The sequence below is a fragment of the Streptomyces sp. NPDC027672 genome, assembly GCF_055566335.1.
The window spans coordinates 99,436-119,852 of sequence record NZ_JBVHSO010000007.1 but is presented as its reverse complement, the minus strand read 5'-3'; the positions used below and the strand labels follow the sequence as shown (position 1 = coordinate 119,852).

16 protein-coding genes are annotated in these 20,417 nt (G+C 73.1%); 8 read left to right on the top strand and 8 right to left on the bottom strand.

Annotation, left to right across the window (positions count from 1 at the left end; translation table 11 throughout):
- Window positions 1–88 precede the first annotated feature (88 nt).
- The 5 genes from ACZ4SV_RS18560 (at window position 89) to ACZ4SV_RS18540 (ending at window position 5,345) form a co-directional block, all read left to right on the top strand.
- The gene (locus ACZ4SV_RS18560; protein ID WP_468005512.1) at window positions 89–589 is read left to right on the top strand and encodes a tetratricopeptide repeat protein; all 501 of its coding nucleotides are present in this window, start codon (window positions 89–91) and stop codon (window positions 587–589) included.
- A gap of 50 nt (window positions 590–639) precedes the next feature.
- Entirely contained in the window at window positions 640–2,607 is a 1,968-nt protein-coding gene (locus ACZ4SV_RS18555) for a hypothetical protein (protein WP_468005510.1), read from the top strand.
- A gap of 84 nt (window positions 2,608–2,691) precedes the next feature.
- Entirely contained in the window at window positions 2,692–3,570 is an 879-nt protein-coding gene (locus ACZ4SV_RS18550) for a metal-dependent hydrolase (RefSeq protein ID WP_468005508.1), read from the top strand.
- Window positions 3,567–4,619 carry a PDR/VanB family oxidoreductase gene (locus ACZ4SV_RS18545; RefSeq protein WP_468005506.1) on the top strand — a complete coding sequence of 351 codons (1,053 nt, stop codon included), beginning with the start codon at window positions 3,567–3,569 and terminating at the stop codon, window positions 4,617–4,619. The genes ACZ4SV_RS18550 and ACZ4SV_RS18545 overlap by 4 nt, the downstream gene beginning before the upstream one ends.
- A 36-nt stretch (window positions 4,620–4,655) precedes the next feature.
- Window positions 4,656–5,345: a TetR/AcrR family transcriptional regulator gene (locus tag ACZ4SV_RS18540; RefSeq protein WP_397941908.1), complete on the top strand. Its 690-nt coding sequence runs from the start codon at window positions 4,656–4,658 to the stop codon at window positions 5,343–5,345.
- An 18-nt stretch (window positions 5,346–5,363) separates the two neighbouring features.
- Here ACZ4SV_RS18540 and ACZ4SV_RS18535 read toward each other — a convergent pair whose 3' ends face one another.
- From ACZ4SV_RS18535 to ACZ4SV_RS18510, 6 genes are all read right to left on the bottom strand, one after another.
- Window positions 5,364–5,726: a 5-carboxymethyl-2-hydroxymuconate Delta-isomerase gene (locus ACZ4SV_RS18535; protein WP_365879124.1), complete on the bottom strand. Its 363-nt coding sequence runs from the start codon at window positions 5,724–5,726 to the stop codon at window positions 5,364–5,366.
- A gap of 40 nt (window positions 5,727–5,766) precedes the next feature.
- Window positions 5,767–7,143 (bottom strand): alpha-amylase, encoded by a 1,377-nt coding sequence (locus ACZ4SV_RS18530; RefSeq protein WP_468005503.1) that lies wholly within the window; start codon window positions 7,141–7,143, stop codon window positions 5,767–5,769.
- A 160-nt stretch (window positions 7,144–7,303) separates the two neighbouring features.
- Window positions 7,304–8,977 carry a glycoside hydrolase family 13 protein gene (locus ACZ4SV_RS18525; protein WP_468005501.1) on the bottom strand — a complete coding sequence of 558 codons (1,674 nt, stop codon included), beginning with the start codon at window positions 8,975–8,977 and terminating at the stop codon, window positions 7,304–7,306.
- 78 nt (window positions 8,978–9,055) lie between these two features.
- A complete protein-coding gene (locus tag ACZ4SV_RS18520; RefSeq protein ID WP_468005499.1) occupies window positions 9,056–9,961 on the bottom strand; it encodes a sugar ABC transporter permease in 906 nt (301 codons plus the stop codon).
- Window positions 9,962–9,980: 19 nt separating this feature from the next.
- On the bottom strand, window positions 9,981–10,985 hold the full coding sequence (locus tag ACZ4SV_RS18515) for a carbohydrate ABC transporter permease (protein WP_468005497.1): 1,005 nt from the start codon (window positions 10,983–10,985) through the stop codon (window positions 9,981–9,983).
- A gap of 105 nt (window positions 10,986–11,090) precedes the next feature.
- Window positions 11,091–12,359 (bottom strand): extracellular solute-binding protein, encoded by a 1,269-nt coding sequence (locus tag ACZ4SV_RS18510; protein ID WP_468005495.1) that lies wholly within the window; start codon window positions 12,357–12,359, stop codon window positions 11,091–11,093.
- A 377-nt stretch (window positions 12,360–12,736) separates the two neighbouring features.
- Here ACZ4SV_RS18510 and ACZ4SV_RS18505 point away from each other — a divergent pair, with 377 nt between their 5' ends.
- Both ACZ4SV_RS18505 and ACZ4SV_RS18500 read left to right on the top strand, forming a co-directional pair.
- Window positions 12,737–13,771, top strand: coding sequence for a LacI family DNA-binding transcriptional regulator (locus ACZ4SV_RS18505; RefSeq protein WP_365879134.1), 1,035 nt, complete (start codon window positions 12,737–12,739; stop codon window positions 13,769–13,771).
- Window positions 13,772–13,839: 68 nt separating this feature from the next.
- Entirely contained in the window at window positions 13,840–14,703 is an 864-nt protein-coding gene (locus ACZ4SV_RS18500; RefSeq protein WP_468005493.1) for a phosphatase PAP2 family protein, read from the top strand.
- Window positions 14,704–14,816: 113 nt separating this feature from the next.
- Here ACZ4SV_RS18500 and ACZ4SV_RS18495 read toward each other — a convergent pair whose 3' ends face one another.
- Together ACZ4SV_RS18495 and ACZ4SV_RS18490 are read right to left on the bottom strand one after the other, a co-directional pair.
- Window positions 14,817–17,810 (bottom strand): bifunctional [glutamine synthetase] adenylyltransferase/[glutamine synthetase]-adenylyl-L-tyrosine phosphorylase, encoded by a 2,994-nt coding sequence (locus ACZ4SV_RS18495; RefSeq protein WP_468005491.1) that lies wholly within the window; start codon window positions 17,808–17,810, stop codon window positions 14,817–14,819.
- Between the two features lie 710 nt (window positions 17,811–18,520).
- On the bottom strand, window positions 18,521–19,402 hold the full coding sequence (locus ACZ4SV_RS18490; protein WP_468005489.1) for a DUF72 domain-containing protein: 882 nt from the start codon (window positions 19,400–19,402) through the stop codon (window positions 18,521–18,523).
- A 127-nt stretch (window positions 19,403–19,529) separates the two neighbouring features.
- Here ACZ4SV_RS18490 and ACZ4SV_RS18485 point away from each other — a divergent pair, with 127 nt between their 5' ends.
- Entirely contained in the window at window positions 19,530–20,417 is an 888-nt protein-coding gene (locus ACZ4SV_RS18485) for an alkaline phosphatase family protein (protein WP_365875858.1), read from the top strand.

Below are 20,417 nucleotides of genomic sequence, written 5' to 3'. Positions count from 1 at the left end.
GCGTGCCCCGGCGCCCTCGGATACGGCCCGCGCGCGCGGTGCGCTCAATTCAGGCGACGGACGCGTACGGGTGTGCGAAGGTGGCGCGGTGAACCAGAACTGGGAAGACCGCGTGGCCGCCGCCTGGGCCGACTTCGACGACTGTCCGCCGGAGCGTGCGCCCGAACTGCGCGCCGTGATCGACGGCCTGGTCGCCGAACTGCCCGACGACAGCCCGCTGGGCCCCTTCGAGCGGGCCTGCGCCTGGGACTCCACCGGGCACTCGGACCGGGCCGTGCCGCTCTACCGCGAGGCGCTGGAGCGCGGGCTCACGGGATACCGGGGCCGCCGGGCGAAGATCCAGTTGTCGAGTTCGCTGCGCAACACCGGGCAGGCGGAGGAGGCCGTCAAGCTGCTCACGCCGGAACTGGACGAGCCCTCCGACGAGTTGGACGACGCGGTGCGGGCGGTGCTGGCGCTGTGCCTGTCCAGCCTCGGCCGGGACCGCGAGGGCCTGTCCCTGGTGCTCGGCGCGCTCGCCCCGCATCTGCCGCGCTACCGGCAGTCGATGGCCCGTTACGCCCGCGCCCTGGCCGCACCGGAGGCGTGAGGCACCCGCCCCCGCGGTGACCGACCACCGGCTCGCTCGTTCTCCTGGACGTGCAGTCACAGGATGTACCCCCGCGTCACGCACCCTCGCGCACCCACCGGGCGGGGGCGGCCCCCTCCCGTACCGGCCCGGTCGGCGAGGAGCAGGCCGCGGCCGCGCTCGTCGAGCACTATCCCCGGCTGGTCCGGCTCGCCTATCTGGTGCTGCCGCCGGACCTCGGCCGGAGCCGCCGGGTGCTGACCGCGCACGCCCTCGCCCAGCGCGCCGTGCCCCGGGGCCGCAGGCGCTCTTCCGTGCTCCCGGCCCAGCGCCCCGGCCGGGCGGGGCCGGGAGCGGGGGCCCGCCGGGACGACGACCCGGGATACGCCTGTCTGCGGGAGCAGGTGCTGCGCACGGCCCTGGTGGCGGCCCGCCCCCGCACGGGTCCGTTCCGCCTCGCCGCGCCGCCGCCGCTGCTCCCCCAGGTGTGGGGCCTGCGGCTGTTCCCGCGCTCGGGCGGCGCCGACGCCCTCGCCCTGGACCAGCGGCTGGCCACCCTGTCCGCGCCGGCCCGCGCCGCCTACGTGCTGCGCGCTCTGGAGCAGTTGCCCGACCCGGACGTGCGCGAGCTGCTGCGGGCCGCCGGGGTGAGTGATCCGGGCGGCGCGCTGGCCTCGGCGAACGGGGTGCCCGCGCACCCGGGGCTGCTCTCCTCGCCCGAGTTCGACCCGTGCGCGCTCCAGGCCCGGCCCACCGATCTGCCGCGCCGCCGCCGGCACACGAAGGCCGTGCTCGCCGCCGCCGCCGCGCTCGCGGTGTGCGGCGCGCTGGTCGCGCTCCCGGACGGCGGCTGGGGCCCGGACGGCGCGGCCGCGCCCGCCGGCGCCGTGAACCCCGCCGCCACGGCCGCCCTCGACCCCGGCCGGCTGACCCGCGTCCCGCCCGCCGCCTGGCGCACCTCGGCCCGCACCGACTTCTCCGTGTGGCCCGCGCGCGGCCCGCTCACCGGCGACCCGGCCCTCCTGCGCCGCGCCCTCGCGGTCTGGGCCCGCCCGGGAGGGACGGTGCACGTGTCGGCGACCCCGGGCACCGCGACCGGCGGCCCGGCCGGCCCGCCCCAGCTGCTGTACGCGGGCGAGGTCGACACCGCCCGCGTGGTGCTGCTCTACGACGGCCTGCGCGTCGTCCGCTACGCCGAGCCCAAGGACGGCACCCGGGGCGCGGCCCTGGACTTCGCCCGGGTCGACGGCGCGACGGGCGCCGGGGCGAGCGCGCTGGTGCTGGACCGCTCCGACGGCAACGTCCGCTATCTGACCGCGCCGTGGGTGACGAAGGCGGCCCAGCGGGACCTGACCCGGCCGGAGTCGGCCGTCAAACCGCTCCCGCTCGCCGGCGGGGTCACCGCACCGCTGGCCAGCCCGGCCGTCCGGTCCGGCGGCTGCACCTCGTGGGGCGTGCTCCAGCTCACGGACGCCTCGGGCACGCATCTGGCCACCGACCTCGGCGAGCTGGTCCCGGCCCACCTCACGGCCGGCCGGCCCGGGGCGGCCGGGGAGGCGTCGGACGCACAGGGGCTGCGCGCCTGGGCGCCGTTCGCCTGCTCGCTGGCGGCCGAGCGGGCGTCGGGTGTCCGCAGCGTCAACGCCTGGGCGTACGCCGAGCAGCCGCTGCCCGACGGCAGCGGGTCCGGCACCTGGGTGTGCACCCGGGCGGAGACCTGGCGCGGTACAGGCACGGCGGCGCTGGCCCAGTTCCGCACGCCGGGCGGGCCGGCCGGGGCGGTCGTCGCCAAGGGCACGGACGTGCCGGCCTGCGGGCCCCGGGATCCGCAGGTGCTGGCCGGTGTGCTGTGGAAGTCGGCGGCGGGCTCCTGGTACCTGCTGGCGGCGGGCGGCGAGGACACGGCGTCGATCTCGGCGACGGGCGGGATCACCGCGTCCGGGCGGGGACCGCTGCTGGCCGTCAGGGCCGGGCAGGGCGCGCGGGCCGACCTGACGGGCCGGCTGACGGACGGCCGGACGGTGACGGGGCTGCGGTAGGACGGACGCACCTTGTTGACACTTGCGTAAACAAGGCGCGCGCAAGGGGTTCTCAGGCGTCCTACCCGCCAGTACATTGACGCCATGTCTGATACGCGGGACCGGGTGCCCCTCAAGGCACGCAAGGTGTCCTTCTCCTGGGACGGCACGCCGCTGCACTGGGTGCCGGGGGACCCCTTCACCTCGCACACCATCAATGTGCTGCACCTGCTGCTGCCCGCCGGTGAGCGCTGGTTCGTGCACGTGTACAAGCAGGTGCTGCCGTACGTCCGCGACGAGCACCTCCGCGCGGACGTCCTCGGCTTCATCGGCCAGGAGGCGATGCACTCCCAGGCCCACGACGAGGTGCTGCCCCGCCTCCGGGAGCTGGGGCTCGACCCGACGCCGTACACCGCGCAGGTCGACTGGTTCTTCGAGAAGCTGCTCGGCGACCGGACGCTGCCGCCGGGCAGGCCGCGCCGGTGGTGGCTGATGGAGCGGGTGGCGCTCATCGCGGCCATCGAGCACTACACGGCGTTCCTGGGGAACTGGGTGCTCAACGCCGGGGAACTGGACCGGCGCGGCGCCGACCCGGTGATGCTGGACCTGCTGCGCTGGCACGGCGCGGAGGAGGTCGAGCACCGCTCGGTCGCCTTCGAGCTGTTCGAGCACGTCGACGGGGGCTACGGCCGGCGCGTCCGGACCTGGGCGACCGCCTTCACCGCGCTGGTGTTCCTGTGGCAGCGCGGGACGCGGTTCTTCATGGAGAACGACCCGTCGCTCGCCGGCGGCAAGGCCACGCTCAAGGACTTCCACGTCCGGGGCAGGCAGGGCCTGCTGCCCGCGACCGGGGACGTGCTCAAATCCGTCCCGCGCTATCTGAGCCGCGGCTACCACCCCGCGCAGGAGGGCGACACCGCCCAGGCCGTCGCCTATCTGGCGGCCTCCCCCGCGGCCACGGCGGCGGAGGAGAGGACCGCGTGACGCCGAAGCCGCGCACCGTCGCGCTCGTCGCGGCCGCCGCCCTGCTCACCCGGCGGGCGCTGCGCCGCCGTGTCCGCGTCTCGCCGCTGTGGCCGCTGCCCGCCCTGGACCCGCCGGTCTCCGGCCGGCCGCGCCCACGGGCCCTGCGGCTGCTGCTCACGGCGCACGAGACGATTGCCGACGGGGTCGTGCAACTGCGGCTGGAGGGCTCCGCACTGCCGCGCTGGGAGCCGGGCGCCCACCTGGACCTGGTGCTGCCCTCGGGTCTCGTACGGCAGTACTCCCTGTGCGGTGATCCCGCGGACACCTCCTCCTACACGGTCGCCGCCCGGCTCGTGGCGGACGGCCGGGGCGGCTCGCGCGAGGTGCACGAGCGGCTGGCGGCGGGCATGGAGCTGGAGGTGCGCGGGCCCCGCAACCGCTTCCCGCTGGCCGACGCGCCCGCCTACGTCTTCGTCGCCGGCGGGATCGGCATCACCCCGGTCCTGCCGATGCTGCGGGCCCTGCCGGCCGGCGCCGAGTGGCGGCTGCTGTACGGCGGGCGGAGCCGGGCTTCGATGCCGTACCTGGAGGAGGTGGCGCGGCTGGCCGGCGACCGGCTGACGGTCGTCGCCGAGGACGAGGACGGCCGGCCCGACCTGGCGGCCCTGTTCGCGGACACCACCCCGGGCACGGCGGTGTACTGCTGCGGCCCGCAGGGCCTGACGGCGGCGGTGGAGGAACGGCTGCCGGCGGGCGCCGCCCTGCACGTGGAGCGGTTCGCGCCGCGCACCGGGCCCGGCGGCGACACCGCGTTCGCGCTGGAACTGCGGCGCACCGGGCGGACGGTGCCGGTGCCGGCCGGCTCCACCGTGCTGGCCGCCGTGCGCCGGGTGCTGCCGGACACCGCCTACTCCTGTGAGCAGGGCTTCTGCGGCACCTGCCGGCAACGGGTGCTCGAAGGGGAGGTCGACCACCGGGACGAGCTGCTGACGGACGCCGAACGGCGCGACTCGATGCTGATCTGCGTCTCCCGGGCCCACGGCGGCCGGCTGGTGCTCGACCTGTGAACCCGGGCGGCCGAATCCGCTCGGTAAGGTGTTCGCATGAGTACCGGGGTGCGCCGCAGGATGGGTGTCGAGGAGCGGCGGCAGCAGCTGATCGGTGTCGCCCTCGACCTGTTCAGCCGGCGCTCTCCGGACGAGGTCTCCATCGACGAGATAGCCACGGCGGCGGGCATCTCGCGCCCGCTGGTCTACCACTACTTCCCGGGCAAACTCAGTCTGTACGAGGCCGCGTTGAAGCGTGCGTCGGAGGATCTGGCGAGCCGGTTCGACGAACCGCGCGAGGGCCCGCTCGGCGCCCGGCTGCTGCGGGTGATGGGCCGCTACTTCGACTTCGTGGACGAGCACGGCCCCGGTTTCTCGGCCCTCATGCGCGGCGGCCCGGCCGTGGGCTCCTCGGCGACCAACGCGCTCGTCGACTCCGTACGGCAGGCCGCCTATGACCGGATCCTGTCGCATCTGGGCGTGACCGAGGCGTCCGCGCGGCTGGAGCTGGTGGTGCGCTCCTGGATCTCGCTCGCCGAGTCCACCGCGCTGATCTGGCTGGACGGCCGGCGCATTCCGCGCGCCGAGCTGGAGGTCCAGCTCGTGCACGACTTCGCCGCGCTGGCCGCCGTCAGCGCCGCCTACGACGCGGACCTGGCGGCCCTGCTGAAGCGGCTGACCGAGGCGGAGCCGGCCGACGGCCCCTTCGCGGACCTGGTCGGCCGGCTCGTCACGCTCGCTTCCTGAGCGCCCGCCGGGGTCCGGCTAGCCGTCGGACTTGCGGTACGAGGCGTCGAGGTCGCGGACCTCGGCGGAGGCGTGCAGGGTGACCGCCGCATCCGCCACATGGGTGCGCAGCAGCTCCAGCACCGCTTCGGTCAGCCGGGCCTTGGTCTCCGCGTCGCGCCCGGCGAGGAGCCCGATCGTCACGTGCACGACGGCGTGCCCGCGCGCGCCGGGGTCCTCGTACCCGAACGCCGTGTACGCGCTCGGCCGGAACTGGGTCTTGCAGGACTCCGGCTTCGCCGCCGCGATCCCCACGGTCGCCTCGTGCAGCGCCCGGGCGAATCCCGCGCGGTCGAAGGCGCTCTCCAGGGTGTCGGAGTAGTCGACGGTGATCTGCGGCATACGGGCTCCTGTTCTACGGCTACGCACTCACCCTAGGGCCTCAGCAGTTCGGCTTGCCGGCGTAGAGCGCCAGTGCGGTGTTCGCGCCCAGGGTGGCGGTGAACCGTCCGCCGGAGTCCACGGTCACCGGGGTGCCGCTCTGCACGTCGCAGTACGTGCCGGCGGGCAGGGACGTCTGGTAGGTCCGGGTCTGGGCGGCGGACTCGTGGTTGATCGCCACATAGCCCTTGCCGCCGCGGCCGAAGGCGATCCAGTTGTTGCCGTTGTCCCACCAGTCGGTGACCGCCTGTCCCCGGGTGGCGTTGCGGAAGGCGACCATGGACCTGATCTCCGGCCAGGCGTGCTGGCACTTCCAGCCGTCCTGCCAGCAGGCGTCGACGGTGCCGCCGTTGGGCGGGCCCGCGTCGGCGTCGGACCACTCGTAGCCGGAGTCGACGTCGGGCGCGCCGTAGGGCCAGGCCAGCATGAAGACGTTGGCCAGGGTGTAGTTGGCGCCGCTCTTGTAGTTCAGCGTGCTGCCGTTGCGCTCGGTGTCGTGGTTGTCGACGAAGACGCCCGCCACGGAGCTGTTCAGATAGCCCCAGCCCTCCCCGAAGTTCTTCAGGTAGGCCAGTTTCTCGCCGGTCAGGACGCGCTTGAGGTCGTAGGCGTAGCGGAACTCCTGGACGTCGCCGTTGCCGGTGTACTCGGACGGCTGGACGGCCTCGCCGGCGCCGTAGACGAGTTCCTGCTTCCAGTAGACGGACGGGTTGGTCAGGCGGCTCTTGATGTCGGCGAGGTCCGCGGCCGGGATGTGCTTGGCCGCGTCGATGCGGAAGCCGTCCGCGCCGAGGGCGAGCAGGCCGTTCAGGTAGCCGGCGATGGTCTTGCGGACGTACTCCTCGCCGGTGTCCAGGTCGGCGAGGCCGACGAGTTCGCAGTGCTGCACGTTCCAGCGGTCGGCGTAGTCCGACACCGGGGAGGTGCAGTCGTCGAAGTCGTGGACCGAGTACAGGCCCGGGTAGTCGTACTTCGTGTACGCCGAGCCGCCGGTGCCGGTGCCCGAGCCGGCCGACATGTGGTTGACGACGGCGTCCACGACGACCTTCACACCGGCCGCGTGGCAGGTGTTCACCATGTTCTGGAACGCCGTGCGGTCGCCGAGGCGGCCGGCGATCTTGTACGACACCGGCTGGTACGACGTCCACCACTGCGCGCCCTGTATGTGCTCGGCGGGCGGGGAGACCTGCACGTATCCGTAGCCGGCGGGGCCGAGGGCGGTGGTGCACTCCCTGGCCACGGAGGCGTACTTCCACTCGAACAGGACGGCGGTGACGTCCTTGGTGCCGGGCGGTGCCGCCTCGGCGGCCGTGGGGTTCATGCCGACCAGGGCGGCGGCCGTGAGGGCGACCGCCGCGGGGAGGGTGCTGCGTGCCATGTGGGGTTTCCTTCGACGTTGAAGGCCGGGGCCGCCGACGGAGGTCACGGAGGTTCCTGACACCTCGCGGCGGAGGAGGGGGTGACGCAGAGGGTAAAGGCCCGCCGTCCGGAGGACAGCGGGCCGGTGCGGGGTTTCCGCAAGGACTTTCAGGCCGCTGTCAGCCGGCGGCCGTCGACCACCACACCGTCGTGTCGGCGGGCACCTTCGTCTCGCCGTCCGCCTCGGTCACCTCACCGCTGGTGAGCAGGACCCGGCCGTACGACGGCGTCGTCACGGACTCGCCGGTGGTGTTCGCCACGCACACGAAGTCGCCCCGCCGGAAGGCGAGGACGCCCTCGGGTGCCCGCAGCCACTCCACGGCCTCGCCGGCGCCGAGGTCCGGCCGGGAGCGGCGCACCCTGAGCGCCGACCGGTACAGCTCCAGCGTCGAGCCGGGCGTCCCGGTCTGCGCCTCCACGCTCAGCTCGGCCCAGTCCGGCGGCTGGGGCAGCCAGCTTCCGCCGGCGCCGAAGCCGTAGGAGGAGCCCTCGCGGGTCCACGGGATCGGCACCCGGCAGCCGTCGCGGAAGCCGTCCTGGCCCGCGCCCCGGAAGTACGCCGGGTCCTGGCGCACCTCGTCGGGCAGGTCCACGACGTCCGGCAGGCCCAGTTCCTCGCCCTGGTAGAGGTAGGCCGAGCCGGGCAGGGCGAGCATCAGCAGGGTGGCGGCGCGGGCACGGCGCAGGCCCAGCGCGCGGTCGCCGGCCGAGCGGATCTGCGTGCCGAGGCCGGGCGGGTTGGCGAAGCGGGTGGCGTGCCGGGTGACGTCGTGGTTGGACAGCACCCAGGTGGCGGGCGCGCCGACCGGGCGCATCGCCTCCAGCGTCTGGTCGATGACCGTGCGCAGCTCGCCGGCGTCCCACGCCGTCGCCAGGTACTGGAAGTTGAACGCCTGGTGGAGTTCGTCGGGGCGGACGTAGCGGGCGGTGCGCTCGATGGTCGGCGTCCACGCCTCCGCGACGAAGATCCGCTCTCCGGCGTACTCGTCGAGGATCGTGCGCCACTGGCGGTAGATGGCGTGCACGCCGTCCTGGTCGAAGAACGGCATCACGTCGTTGCCCAGCAGTTTCACCTGGTCGTGGGTGCCGAGGTCCGGCAGGCCGTCCGCCTTGACCAGGCCGTGGGCGACGTCGATCCGGAAGCCGTCCACGCCCATGTCCAGCCAGAAGCGCAGGATGGAGCGGAACTCGTCGCCGACGGCCGGGTGGTTCCAGTTGAAGTCGGGCTGCTCGGGCGCGAAGAGGTGCAGGTACCACTCGCCGTCCGGGACGCGGGTCCAGGCCGGACCGCCGAAGATGGACTCCCAGTCGTTGGGCGGGAGTTCACCGTCGGCGCCCTGGCCGGGCCGGAAGTGGTAGCGCTCGCGCAGCGGGGAGCCGGGGCCCTCGGCGAGGGCGCGCTTGAACCACTCGTGCCGGTCGGAGGAGTGGTTCGGGACCAGGTCGACGATGACGCGCAGGTGGTGCGCGTGCGCGTCGCGGATCAGCGCGTCGGCGTCCAGCAGGGAGCCGAACATCGGGTCGACGGCACGGTAGTCGGCGACGTCGTACCCGGCGTCGGCCTGCGGGGAGGCGTAGAAGGGGCTGAGCCACACGGCGTCGACGCCGAGGTCGCGCAGGTACGGCAGGCGGGAGCGTACGCCCTCCAGGTCGCCCATGCCGTCACCGTTGCTGTCGGCGAAACTGCGCGGATAGACCTGGTAGATAACCGCGTCCCGCCACCAGTCGCGGCGGTCGGCGACGGAGGCGGCGACGAAGTGGCGGGCCGGTGCGGCGGAGTGCTGCTGGCTCATGGCGTCCTTGATACGTAACTGGGGCGTGGTGGGCGGCCGGTGGACAGATCACCGGCGCACGTGCGGGCGGGCGGGGTGTCAGCCCTTGGTGCCGCCTGCGGTGAGGCCGGTGACCAGGTTCTTCTGCACCAGGTAGAAGAACACCGTCACGGGTATCGCGATCAGCACCGCGGTGGCGGCCATGTAGTTCCACTGGGCGTCGTGCTCGCTGACGAAGGTCTGGAGGCCGACGGCGAAGGTGTACTTGGAGTCGTCCAGCAGGAACGTCGTCGCGAAGGCGACCTCGCCGACGGCGGTGATGAAGGTGTAGAACGCGGCCACGGCCAGGCCCGGCCGGGCCAGCGGGAGGATCAGCCGGAAGAACGTGCCGAACGGGGTGAGCCCGTCCACCCGTCCGGCCTCGTCGATCTCGAAGGGGATGGTGTCGAAGTAGCCCTTCAACAGCCAGGCGCTGTACGGCACGGCGGTGGAGCAGTTGATGATGATCAGCGCCCAGTAGGAGTCGATGAGACCGAGTTCGCTGAAGATCTCGTACATCGGCACGATCAGGATCGCGATCGGGAACGCCTGGGTGAGCAGCAGGACCCACATCAGCTGCTTGTAGCCGGGAAAGCGCATCCGGGAGACCGCGTAGCCGGTCGTGGCCGCGACCAGGACGCCGACGAGGGTGGTGCCGAGGGCCACGATCATCGTCGACTTGAACCAGTCGAGGAACCCGGTGTGCTGGAGCACGAAGCCGTAGTTGGAGAAGGTCAGCTTGGCCGCGATCCCGCCCGGGTGGAGGTAGTCCTCCTTGTCCGGGCCGAGGGACAGGTAGCACAGCCAGGCCACCGGGGCCAGGGCGATCAGGCTCGCCAGGGCGAGACCGCCGTGCAGCAGGGCCAGGCCCAGCGGGCCGCGCTCGCCGCGCCGGCGGACGCGGCGGCCGGGCGCGGGTGCCGGGGCCGGTGCGGTCTCGGTCGTGTCCAGGGTCGTGGTGCTCATGGCGGCGGCTCCTGCGGCGTCAGACGGCGAGCTGGTCATTGCGCTTCAGCCAGCGGAAGTAGAAGGAGGTGAAGACGGTGAGGATCGACAGCAGCAGCACGCCGTACGCGGCGGACTGGGCGAAGTCGCGCGGCTGCTGGCCGAAGCCGAGCTGGTAGGCCCAGGTGACGAGGATCTGGGCGTCCGGGGCGGAGTTCTTGCCGAACAGCAGGAAGATGATGACGAACTGGTTGAACGTCCAGATGACGCCGAGCAGCACCACGGTGGAGCTGACCGAGCGCAGTCCGGGCAGAGTGACGTGCCGGAAGCGCTGCCAGGCGCTCGCGCCGTCCATCTCCGCCGCCTCGTACAGCGAGGAGTCGATGGACTGCAGTCCGCCGAGCAGCGAGAGCATCATGAACGGCACCCCGCACCAGGTGTTGACCATGATGGCGGCGAACCGCTGCCAGAAGGTGTCCTCCAGCCACTCCGGCTGGGGCAGGTGGAGCGCGCCGAGGACCTGGTTGAGCGCCCCGGAGTCGGCGAGCATGATCCGCCAGGAGAAGACGGTGACGAAGGTCGGCACGGCCCAGGGCAGGACGAGCAGCAGCCGGTAGACGGTCCGGCCGCGCAGCTTCTGGTTGAGCATGAGCGCGAGGCCGAGGCCCAGGGAGTAGTGCAGGGCGACGCAGGCGGCCGTCCAGAAGACGGTCCACAGGAAGTGCGACCAGAACCGGTCGTAGGCCGTCGGGCCGAACAGGATGTCCTGGTAGTTGTCCAGGCCGACGAACTTGTAGGTGGCGTCGATGTGGTGGACGCCGATGGTGCGGGCCGAGTTCAGGCTGTTCGCGTCGGTCAGGGTGAGGTAGAAGCCCCGCGCCAGCGGGTAGCCCACGAGGACACCGAGCACGACGACCACCGGGGCGATCATCGCGTAGGCGTACCAGTACTTCTGGAGGCCGTTGCGGACGCGCTGCCCCAGCCCGGGACGAGGCGCGCGGTCACCGCGGCGCTTGCCGGTCGCGCGGTCGATGGCGACTGTCATGGTTCGACACCTTCAAACGATCAAGGGGTTGGGCTGGGCACGGGGCGGTGGCCGCCGGACGGCTCCCGGCTCCTCGCGGCGGGAGCGTCCGGCGGCCACCCGGGCTCACTTGCCGAAGCCGTCGACCAGCTTGGAGATGGCCAGCTCGGCGTTGGCGAGGCCCTTGTCCAGCGACTCCTTGCCGCTGGCGACCTTGGGCAGCTCGCTGTCGAGCGGGACCCACAGCGAGCTGTACTCGGGCAGGGCCGGGCGGGGCTGCGCGGCGGACAGGACGCCCTGGTAGCCGGCGATGCCCGGGTCGGCCTTGACCTTGCCGGTGTAGGCGTCGGCGCGGGTGGGCAGGGTGGAGTTCTGCAGCGCGACGGTCTCCTGCGCCTGCGCCGAGGTCATGAACTTCACGAACTTCAGGGCCGCCTTCTGGTGGGCCTCGTCGGAGCCGGCGTAGACCGAGAGGTTGTGGCCGCCGGTCGGGGCGCCCGCCTTGCCGGTGGAGCCGGCCGGGACGGTGGCGATGCCGAGGTTGTCCTTGTCCTTGAAGGCGCTGCCCTTGTAGAAGTTCGTGATCTCCCAGGGGCCCTGGATGATCGCGGCGACCTTGCCGTTGACGAAGGCGTCCTGGATGTGGGCGTAGGCGTCGGCGGTGGCGTCGGCCTTGTGCAGGCCCTTGCCGGAGAACAGGCTGAGCCAGGTGCCGTAGCCCTTCCTGGCGGCGGCCGAGGCGACGGTGATCTTCTTGGCGGCGACGTCGACGGTGTCGGTGCCCTCGCCGTACAGGAACGGCTGGGCGTAGTAGGACTGGGTGGAGCCCCAGTAGCCGTCGACGCCGGCCTTGTCCTGGACCTTGGCAGCGTCGGCCTTCAGCTCGTCCCAGGTCTTGGGCGCCTCGGTGATGCCGGCCTTCTTGAACAGGGCCTTGTTGTAGACCAGCGCGAGGGTGTCGGTGACCAGCGGCACGCCGTAGGTCTTGCCGTCGTACTGGGCCTGCTTGATCAGGTTCGGCTCGAACTTGCCCTGGTCGGCGAGGGCCTCGGTGCCGTCCAGCGGCAGGAAGAAGCCCTTCTTGGCGAAGGCCGGGGTCCAGCCGACCTCGGAGCGCAGCACGTCCGGCGCCCCCGTGGCGCCGGCGGCGGTGTCGAACTTGTTCTGCGCCTGGTCGAACGGGACGTTGACGTACTTGACCTTGACGTCCTTGTTCGCGGCCTCGAATGTGCGGACCAGGGCCTGGTACGCCGGTGCCTCGTTGGTGGCGTTGGAGGTGTCCCACCAGGTGATGGTGACCGGGCCGTCCGACTTCCCGCTGTCGCTCCCGCCGCACGCCGTCGCCGTCAGGGCGAGGGACGCCACCAGCGCGGAGGCCGCTATGCCACGCCGCATGAGTTCTCCTTGAGGGTTAAGCCCGAGTGGTACGGGGGCGGTCCCGCCCGCCTCCCGCGACTTGCCGACTGCGCCGTTGCCGCGGCCGGGCGACAGGGAACGTAACAGCCAGGTAAGCGGCGCGAAAGACCTTGCAGAAAAAAAGTGCAAGAAGACACGATGGTTACCCGGCCGTGATCAGGTGTCGACCGCTCCGCGACCCGGCAGGGCCCGCCGTGAGCGCCGATGACGACACCTGTGCAAGACTTGCAAGCTCTTGCCGCCAAGATTCCCGAGGGAGCGCGATGACGCAGCAACCCACGGCAGGCCGTCCGCCCGCCCGTGCCCGGCGTCCGGCCGGTGGGCAAGGGCGGATACGACCGGTACAGTCCAATGCCGTGACCACACGGCTTGCCGACATCGCTGCGCAGGCGGGGGTGAGCGAAGCGACCGTCAGCCGGGTCCTCAACGGCAAACCGGGCGTCGCCGCCACCACCCGCCAGTCCGTGCTCGCCGCGCTGGACGTGCTCGGCTACGAACGCCCGGTGCGGCTGCGGCAGCGCAGCGAGGGCCTGGTCGGGCTGATCACGCCGGAGCTGGAGAACCCGATATTCCCGGCCCTGGCCCAGGTCATCGGCCAGGCCCTGACCCGCCAGGGCTACACCCCGGTGCTCGCCACCCAGACCCCCGGCGGGTCGACCGAGGACGAGCTGACCGAGATGCTGGTGGACCGCGGGGTCGCCGGGATCATCTATGTCTCCGGGCTGCACGCGGACACCACGGCGGACATGCAGCGCTATGAGCGGCTGCGGGCGCGGGGCGTGCCGTTCGTGCTGGTGGACGGGTTCTCGCCGAAGGTGCAGGCACCGTTCATCTCGCCCGACGACCGGGCGGCGATGGCGCTGGCGGTGACCCACCTGGCGTCGCTGGGGCACACCCGGATCGGGCTCGCCCTCGGACCCAAGCGGTTCGTGCCCGTGCAGCGCAAGATCGAGGGCTTCGTCCGGGCGGTGCAGGAGCAGCTCCGCCTCCCCGCCGAGACCGTCGAGACGGAGCTGGTCCAGCACTCGCTGTACACGCTGGAGGGCGGTCAGGCGGCGGCGACGGCGCTGATCGAGCGGGGCTGCACGGCGGTGGTCTGCGCCAGCGACATGATGGCGCTGGGCGCGATACGGGCGGCCCGGCAGCGCGGCCTTGAGGTGCCGCGGGACGTGTCGGTGGTCGGGTTCGACGACTCCCCGCTGATCGCCTTCACCGACCCGCCGCTGACCACGGTCCGCAAGCCGGTGCCGGCGATGGGACAGGCGGCGGTGCGCACGCTGCTGGAGGAGATCGGCGGGACACCGGCGCCGCACAGCGAGTTCGTGTTCATGCCGGAACTGGTGGTCCGCGGGTCCACCGCCTCGGCCCCGCACGTCCTCCGCACGCCGTAGAAGGTGCGGAGGGAACCCGACCTTGGGATGATCGGCCGAAGAAGCCTTTTCTGGCAGACTCTGTGCCTATGAGTGACTCGACCGTGACAGAGCCGGAAGGTCGCGAGGAGGTGGCCGTTCCGCGGACCGTCACGGGCGAGGACAGACAGGGTGTGGCGGCGCGGCTGCGCCGGCCGCGGCGGCCCCGGCTGTGGTTCGAGATCCTTCTGATCGGGGCGAGTTACTGGACGTACTCGCTCATCCGCAACGCCGTCCCGGAGCAGCGGGCCGCGGCGCTGCGCAACGCCGACGTCATCTGGCGCGTGGAGCACGCACTGGGCGTCGGGGTCGAGCGCTCGGTCAACCACGCCGTGAACTCGGTGACTTGGCTCATCATCGGGATGAACTACTACTACGCCACACTGCACTTCGTCATCACGCTGTGTGTCCTGGTGTGGTTGTACCGGTGGCATCCCGGCCGGTACGCGGCGACCCGGCTGGTGCTGTTCGCGACCACGGGCGTGGCCCTGCTCGGTTACTACCTGTTCCCGCTCGCGCCGCCCCGGCTGATGCGCGGCGGGCACTTCGTGGACACCGTGCTGGTGCACCACACCTGGGGTTCGATGGCCTCGGGCGACCTCAAGCACATGTCGAACCAGTACGCGGCGATGCCCTCGATGCACATCGGCTGGTCGCTGTGGTGCGGGCTGACGGTCTTCGCGCTGGCGTCGGTGCCGTGGGTGCGGGTGCTGGGGCTGCTGTATCCGGCGCTCACCCTGGTGGTGATCGTCGCCACCGCCAACCACTTCTGGCTGGACGCGGTGGGCGGGGCGCTCTGCCTCTGCTTCGGCTTCGCGGCGGCCCGCGTCTGGTACGGCAGCCTGCCGTACGCGCTGCCCCGGCTGGTCCCGAGACCCGCGGGCCGGCCGCTGGGGTCCGCCCAGTCCGCGTAGTCCCCCAGTCCGCGTAGAGCGGCAGCCGAGCGGCTTCCGTCCGGTTCGCGTGGAGCGGCTCCTGAGCGGCTTCCGTCCGGTCCGTCCGTCCGGGGCGCCCGGGACGGCCGTGTTCAGTCCTCGTAGAACAGTTCCTCCACGACCGTGCGTGCCCGGCGGGCGGTACGGCGGTAGGCGTCCAGCATGTCCCCGGCGTGCCCGGCGCCGTAGCCCAGGTAGCGGCCGACGGCGGCCAGCTCGCGCGGCTCGGTCGGGAAGGTGTCCCCGGCCCGGCCCCGGACCAGCATGACCGCGTTGCGCACCCGGGTGGCCAGCACCCACGCCTCGTCCAGGGTTTCCGCGTCCTCCGCGGACAGCAGTCCGGCCGCGCGGGCGGCGGCCAGCGCCTGCCGGGTGCGGGTGGTACGCAGGCCGGGCTCGTGGTGGCCGTGACGGAGCTGGAGGAGCTGCACGGTCCACTCGACGTCGGACAGCCCGCCCGGACCCAGCTTGGTGTGCAGTTTCGGGTCGGCGCCGCGCGGCAGCCGCTCGGACTCCATGCGCGCCTTGAGCCGGCGGATCTCCCGGACGGCGTCCTCCGTCAGCCCCCCGGCCGGGTAGCGCAGCGGGTCGATCAGCTCGGTGAACCGCCGGCCCAGCTCCGCGTCGCCGGCCACCGGCTCGGCCCGCAGCAGCGCCTGGGACTCCCAGCCCAGGGACCAGCGGCGGTAGTACGCCTCGTATGACTTCAGGGTGCGCACCAGCGGGCCCGACTTGCCCTCCGGGCGCAGGTCGGCGTCGATGAGCAGCGGCGGGTCGGCGCTGGGGAGCTGGAGCAGCCGGCGCATCTCGGCGACGACCCGGGCGGCGGCGGCCGACGCCTCCTGCTCGTCCACGCCGTCCCTCGGCTCGTGCACGAACAGCACGTCGGCGTCCGAGCCGTAGCCCAGCTCGTGGCCGCCGAAGCGGCCCATCCCGATGACGGCGAACCGGGTGGGCAGGGTGTCGCCCCAGCCGTCCCGGACGACCGCGCGCAGGGTGCCGGCCAGGGTGACCCGGGTCAGGTCGGAGACGGCCGCGCCGACCCGGTCCACCAGGGCGCCCTGGTCCGCCACGGCGGGGTGGGTCTCGGTGCCGTAGGAGCCGATGATGTCGGCGGCGGCGGTGCGGAACAGCTCGCGGCGGCGGACGCCCCGGGCCGCGGTGACGCCCTGCGCGGCGTTCTCCGCGCGGCCCACCGCCGCCATGACCTCCTGCTCCAGCGCGGCGCGCTGCCGGGGCGCGAGGCCGGCGCCGGCGCCGTCGCCGAGCAGCGCGACCGCCTCCGGGGCGCGCATCAGCAGGTCGGGCGCGAGGCGGCCCGCGGACAGCACCCGGGCCAGGTTCTCCGCCGCCGCGCCCTCGTCGCGCAGCAGGCGCAGGTACCAGGGCGTCTTGCCGAGCGCGTCGGAGACCTTCCGGAAGTTCAGCAGGCCGGCGTCCGGGTCGGCGGAGTCGGCGAACCAGCCGAGCAGGACCGGCAGCAGGGTGCGCTGGATGGCCGCCTTGCGGGACACGCCGGAGGCCAGGGCCTCCAGGTGGCGCAGGGCGGCGGCCGGGTCGGCGTAACCGAGCGCGACGAGCCGTACCCGGGCCGCCTCCGCGCTCAGCCGGGCCTCGCCCGGGGCGAGTTGGGCCACGGCGTCGAGCAGCGGGCGGTAGAAGAGCTTCTCGTGCAGCCGGCGTACGACACCGGTGTGCCGCTTCCACTCGCGGGTCAGCTCGGCGGCCGGGTCGGCGCGCAGGCCCAGGGAGCGGCCGAGGCGGCGCAGGTCCGGCTCGGACTCGGGGACGAGGTGGGTGCGGCGCAGGCGGTGTAGCTGGATGCGGTGCTCCATGGAGCGCAGGAAGCGGTACGCCTCGTCCAGGCGGGCGGCGTCCTCGCGGCCCACGTAGCCGCCGGCGGCCAGGGCCTGGAGGGCGTCCAGGGTGGTGCCGCTGCGCAGGGCGGGGTCGGTGCGGCCGTGCACGAGCTGGAGGAGCTGCACGGCGAACTCGACGTCCCGCAGGCCGCCGGGGCCCAGCTTGAGTTCGCGGTCGACCTCGGAGAGGGGGATGTTCTCGACCACGCGGCGGCGCATCTTCTGGACGTCCGCCACGAAGTTCTCGCGTTCGGCCACCTGCCAGACCAGGGGTTCCAGGGCCTCGATGTACGCCTCGCCGAGCGCGGTGTCGCCGGCCACCGGGCGGGCCTTGAGGAGGGCCTGGAACTCCCAGGTCTTGGCCCAGCGCTGGTAGTACGCGAGGTGGCTGCTGAGGGTGCGCACGAGGGGGCCGTTGCGGCCCTCGGGACGCAGGTTGGCGTCCACCGGCCAGATGGAGCCCTCCACGGTCGTCTCGGAGCAGATCCGCATCAGGTGGGCGGCGAGTCGCGTCGCGGACCTCAGGGCCTCGGTCTCCGGGGTGCCCTCGGTGGGTTCCGCCACGAAGATCACGTCGACGTCGGAGACGTAGTTCAGCTCGTGGCCGCCGCACTTGCCCATCGCGATCACCGCGAGGCGGCAGGCGGCGTCGTCCTTCGGGGCGGCGGCCCGGGCGAGGGCGAGGGCGGCGCGCAGGGTGGCGGTCGCCAGGTCGGCGAGTTCCGCGGCGGTCTCGGCGACGTCCGTGGTGCCGCAGACGTCGCGGGCGGCGATGGAGAGCAGGCAGCGGCGGTACGCGACGCGGAGCGAGACCGGGTCGTCGGCCTCGGCGAGGCCGCGTTCGAACTCCGTGACGCCGGGGTGGAGGTCGTGCGGCTCGTAGGTGACCAGGGCCTGCCAGTCGGCGGGGTGGCGGGCGAGGTGGTCGGTGAGGGCCTCGGAGGCGCCGAGGACGCCGAGGAGGCGGTCGCGGAGGGGTTTGGCCGCGACGAGGGTGTCCAGCAGTTCGCGGTGGGCGGTGGGGGTGGGCTGCGCCTCCAGGAGGCGGACCAGGCCGTGCAGGGCGAGGTCGGGGTCGGCGGTGGCGCCCAGGGCTTCGAGGAGGACGGGGTCGTCGCGTACGGGGGCGAGTTCGGGGCCGTCGAGGAGGCGTTCGGCGGCGGAGGGGTCGGTGAAGCCGTGTCGGAGCAGACGGGTGAAGGTGCTGCTTCTGCGGCCCGGCGTCATGTCCGTGGTCTCCCTCGGGTGGCTGGTGTCCTGGCCAGAGCCTAACCGGAGGGGGTGGGGGGTGGTGGGGGGCCATGCGGGGGGTTGGGGGGGCTGGGGGGTGGGGGTGCCGGGAGTGGGGGGGTGCGGGGGTGCCGGGCGTGCGGGGGGCTTGCCGTGCCTGCGGCGGGCTGGGCGGGTGCGGGGTGCCGTGCCATGCCTGGTGCGGCACCCGGGGGTGCCGCGTCATGCCTGCGGCGGCCCCTGTCGGTGCGTCGTGGTTGCGGTCGCGCCCTCGGTGCGTTCGGGGTCGGGGCCGCACCGGGCAGTGTCCGTCCTCGGTCCGGCGCCCTGTTTCTCCAGCCGTTGCCGGACTTCTCGCCGGCCGCTGCGGGCGGACACCGCCCGGCACGTCCCCTTCCCGCCGTGCGCGGGTGCGGGCCCTACCCCCGTCGCGCCGCGTGTCCGGCTCCGCCCGCCGTGCGCGGGTGCGGGCCCTACCCCCGTCGCGCCGCGTGTCCGGCTCCGCCCGCCGCGCGCGGGTGCGGGTCGTTCCCCGTCGCGGGTCCGGTTCCGTCCGGCGGGCTCGGGTGCGGGCCGTCCCCTGTCGCTTCGCGTGTCCGGCTCCGCCCGCCGTGCTCGGGTGCGGGCCGGCCCGCCTCCACCCGCCGTGCACCGGTGCGGGTGGTGCCGCCTTCGCCCGGCGGGCTCGGGTGCGGGGCCAGGTCGTCCTAGTGGGCCTCGGGGGTCGTCTTCTCGGCCGGGGTGGGCTGGTGGGGGAATGTCGTGCTCAGTAGGTCGTGCATCGTCTGGGCCGCCGTGGGGGCCGCGTCGGCGCAGCAGTTGTTGAAGAGGAGGTGGACCTCGGACGTGGCCGCCGACAGGGAGCGGATGCGGGGCAGCCACTGGGCGAGTTCTTGCTCGGTGTAGGTGTGGCGGAAGCGGTCCTCCTTGCTGCCGGTGCGCCAGTGGGGGCTGCGGCCGTGGAAGCGGACCATGGCGAGGTGGGGGGTGGTGACGGGGACGGGGTGCCGGTCCTCGGGGGTGTCGGTGGCCACCGCCGTGGCGTTGAGGTCGGTGAGGAAGGCGGTCGTACGGGCCGCGTGGTCGGGGTGCCACCAGGCCGGGTCGCGGAACTCCACGGCGAACGGCCAGTCGTGGGCGCGTTCGCGGGCGGTGCGGATGAAGGTCTCGGCCTCGGGGCCGGGGCGCAGGGAGGGCGGGTACTGGAAGAGCAGGGTGCCGAGGCGGCCGGTGTCGTGGAGGGGGGCCAGCGCTTCGGCGTAGCGGGTCCAGACCTCGGTGCGCAGGGCCTCGTCGCGGGGGTGGGTGCGCAGGTCGGGCGGGAGGGCCGCGGGGCGGGTGGGGTGGCCGGTGAGGAGGGAGAACGCCTTGACGTCGAAGCGGAAGCCGTCGGGGGTGCGGTCGGCCCAGAGGGCGGTGGTGCGGGCGGAGGGCAGGGCGTAGTAGGAGGAGTCCACTTCGACCAGCGGGAAGCGGGTCGCGTAGTGGCGCAGGCGTTTGTCGGGGTCACGATGGCCGGGTGGGTACCAGCCGCTCCTGAGCAGGTTCGGGTCGGTCCAGCCGCAGGTGCCGATGAGGATGTCCGCCATGGAAGCGGGGGTACCCGTCGTTCATCCGGTCTTCACCCGTGGGGTTGGCCCGTGTGGGCCAGGGGAATGTTGGCGTGTGCATGCTCTGACCGCACCGCCAGCCGCCCACCCGTTTCCGGAGGTTGATGTGTCCGGCAGTTCCGTGTTCCGCCGTGCCCGTACCGTCGTGGCGTCCGCAGCGGCCCTCGCCGCGGCCGCGTTCGGGCTGTGGACCGGGCTCGGCGAGGAGTCCGCGCACGCCGCGGGCGCCGTCCCCAGCCCGGACCACGTGGTCGTCGTGGTCTTCGAGAACCACGCGTACAGCCAGGTCATCGGATCGTCCAGCGCGCCGTACATCAACTCGCTGAAGTCGGGAGGCGCCAATCTGACCCAGTCGTACGCCGAGACGCATCCGAGCCAGCCGAACTACTTCGCGCTGTTCTCCGGCTCGACGCAGGGCATCACCGACGACAGTTGCTACACCCCGGGCTTCTCCTCGGCGCCCAACCTCGCCTCCGAGCTGATCGCCGCCGGCCGGAGCTGGGCCAGCTACAACGAGACCCTGCCGAGCCAGGGCTCGACGACGTGCAGCAGCGGGAACTACGCGCGCAAGCACAACCCGTGGTTCGGGTTCAGCAACGTGCCGACCTCGACCGCGAAGACGTTCGCGCAGTTCCCCACCGACTACACGACGCTGCCGAAGCTGTCGTTCGTGGTGCCGGACCTGTGCAGCGACATGCACGACTGCTCGGTGTCCACCGGTGACACCTGGCTGAAGAACAAGCTGGGCGCGTACGCGACGTGGGCCAAGACCCACAACAGCCTGCTCGTCGTCACCTTCGACGAGGACAACCGGCTGAGCGGGAACCGCATCCCCACCGTGTTCTACGGGCAGCCCGTCGCCGCCGGGTCCAGCTCCTCGGTCACGTACAACCACTACGACCTGCTGCGCACCCTGGAGGACAGCCAGGGCCTGACCGCGCACGCGGGCAACGCGGCCGGCGCCAAGGACATCACCGGCATCTGGGCGTCCTGA